Source organism: Protofrankia sp. CiP1_Cm_nod2, from assembly GCF_920664355.1.
GTDB lineage: Bacteria > Actinomycetota > Actinomycetes > Frankiales > Frankiaceae > Protofrankia.
Map to the genome: position 1 here is coordinate 1 of NZ_CAKKTL010000393.1, position 2,523 is coordinate 2,523.

General features: G+C 72.1%; 2 protein-coding genes and 1 pseudogene. All 3 read left to right on the forward strand.

Features of this window, described 5'->3' with window-relative positions; translation table 11 throughout:
• Nucleotides 1–162: 162 nt before the first annotated feature.
• Nucleotides 163–1,167 (forward strand): ATP-binding cassette domain-containing protein, encoded by a 1,005-nt coding sequence (locus tag NBW84_RS23835; protein ID WP_250287582.1) that lies wholly within the window; start codon nucleotides 163–165, stop codon nucleotides 1,165–1,167.
• On the forward strand, nucleotides 1,164–2,009 hold the full coding sequence (locus NBW84_RS23840; RefSeq protein WP_250287584.1) for an ABC transporter permease: 846 nt from the start codon (nucleotides 1,164–1,166) through the stop codon (nucleotides 2,007–2,009). The genes NBW84_RS23835 and NBW84_RS23840 overlap by 4 nt, the downstream gene beginning before the upstream one ends.
• Before the next feature lie 235 nt (nucleotides 2,010–2,244).
• A pseudogene (locus NBW84_RS23845) lies at nucleotides 2,245–2,523 on the forward strand (hypothetical protein); the annotation flags it as partial.

The window sequence follows — 2,523 nt, forward strand, 5'->3', positions numbered from 1 at the left end:
CGCCGGCCCCGCGCCGGCCCCGGGCCGGGCCGCCGGCCGGACGATCCCCGGCCGCGCGGGGAGGGCCCCGGGAGAGCGGGTGAGAGCCGCCATACGCGCGCGGCCGGCAGGTCACTTCGCGGTTCCCGGAGTTGTCGGTGGCGTGCCGTACGATCGCCAACTGTGTCTGACAAACCCGCTGTACTCGCGCGCGACCTGCACAAACGCTTCGGCGCGAGCGTCGCGCTCGCCGGTCTGGATCTCAGCGTGGCGGCTGGGACGGTGCACGCGGTCCTCGGTCCGAACGGCGCCGGCAAGACGACCGCTGTGAGAATTCTCACCACCTTGTTGCGTGCCGATTCCGGGCATGCCGAGGTTCTCGGTCTTGACATCAGCCGACACGCGGACGAGCTGCGCTCCCGGATCGGGCTCACCGGTCAGTACGCCGCCGTCGACGAACGGCTCACCGGCCAGGAGAACCTGGAGATGTTCGGCCGGCTCTACCGGCTGTCGGCCGTTTCGGCGCGGGCCCGTGCCGAAATCCTGCTGGAGCGTTTCGACCTCACCGATGCCGCCCGCCGGCAGGCCGGCACCTATTCCGGTGGTATGCGCCGGCGGCTCGACCTGGCCGCCAGCCTGATTCTCGCGCCGCCCATGCTCTTCCTCGACGAGCCGACGACCGGGCTCGACCCGCGCAGCCGGATCCGGATGTGGGAGGTCATCGAGGAGCTTGTCCGGGACGGCGCCACCGTCCTGCTGACAACACAGTACCTGGAGGAGGCTGACCAGCTGGCCCGGCGCATCTCGGTGATCGACGGTGGCCGGGTCATCGCGGAGGGCACCGCCGACGACCTGAAGTCGCAGGTGGGTGGGGACCGCCTCGACATCGTGATCGCCCGGGGCGGGGACGTCGACGCCGCGCGCGGCGTGCTGGCGCGGTTCGCCTCCGGCGAGGTGAGCGTCGACGTCGACCGGCGACGGCTGAGCGCGCCGATGAACCGCGGCGCCGGTGTGCTGCCGGAGCTGATCCGCGGCGTCGACGAGGCGGGCGTGACCCTCGAGGACATCGCGCTGCACCGGCCCACCCTCGACGACGTCTTCCTGGCGCTCACCGGCCATCACGCGCGCGACGGGGACGCGGCCGCGAACCCGCACGAGAGCACCACCGAGGAGCTGGTGACGACATGAGCACCATCAGTGGCGACGCTGCCGTCGCCGCCACCGCCGCCACGGTCCGGCCGGTCGAGGGCCGCGGCCGGCTCGTCTGGTCACTGCTGGACGCCTGGGTCATCTGCCGGCGCAACCTGATCCAGACCTGGCGGGTGCCCGAGCTGCTGGTGTTCTCCACGATCCAGCCGGTGATGTTCGTGCTGCTGTTCGTCTACGTGTTCGGCGGCGCGATCAACGTCGGGCCCGGGGTGGACTACGTGGACTTCCTGATGCCCGGGATCTTCATCCAGACGGCGATCTTCGGCAGCATGGTGACGGGTGTCGGGCTCGCCGAGGACCGTCAGCGTGGCCTGATCGACCGGTTCCGCTCGCTGCCGATGTCGCGGGGCGCGCTGCTGGCCGGCCGGACCCTCTCGGACCTGTTCCGCAACGTGTTCGTAGTCGTGATCATGCTGCTGGTCGGGATCGCGGTCGGGTTCCGCTTCGGTGACACCACCGTGCCCGCGGCGCTGGTCGGGTTCGCCCTCATGCTGCTGTTCTCCTACGCGTTCTCCTGGGTGTCGGCGGTGATCGGGCTGTCGGTGCGCAACGCGGAGGCGGCGCAGTCGGCCGGGTTCATCTGGGTCTTCCCGCTGACCTTCGCCAGCTCCGCGTTCGTCCCGGTCAGCACGATGCCGGGCTGGCTACAGGCCTTCGCCGAGCATCAGCCGATCACCGTGACGATCGACGCGACACGGGCGCTGTTCCTCGGCGGCCCGGTGGCCTCCGCGCTGGTCCAGTCGCTGGCGTGGTGCGCCGGGCTGCTCGTCGTCTTCGTGCCGTGGTGCGTCAGGGCCTACCGCCGCTCCACCGGCGGCTGACCGGGCGACAGCCGCCAGCGGCCGGCCCGCCCGGGCGGGCCGGCCGGCACCGCGGATGCCGAGCCGCCCGTACTGGACCACCCCCGCCTGGCCCGGGCACGATATACGGATGTCCGCGTCCGGTAGCGTCACATCCGCGGACGCCGTCGGAGTCAGGGAAAACCCCGCCCTGACCGGATCTTGCCATTAGGTTGGTGCTCCGTCGTGGCATCGGTGTGAGCGCGGGGAGGTCGTGGTGTCGGGCACTCGGCGGGTCCGGACACTCGTCACCGGCATTCAGACATGCCTGGGCGAGGCGTTGAGCCTTGCCGACCAGCTGGACGCGCTGGCCGACCAGGTCGAGCGGCCCGACGCGGACGGGCCGGTGCCGGGCGGGCCCGCCCGCCCGCATGCCCGGCAGGGCTCATCCGTGGATGTCTGGCACGCCGTCCCGGACGCCGCCGACGCGCAGGTGCCGGCCGCGGTCGGGACGGCCGCCGCGATCGCCCGCGGGCAGGCGCCGGGCCCTGTCTCT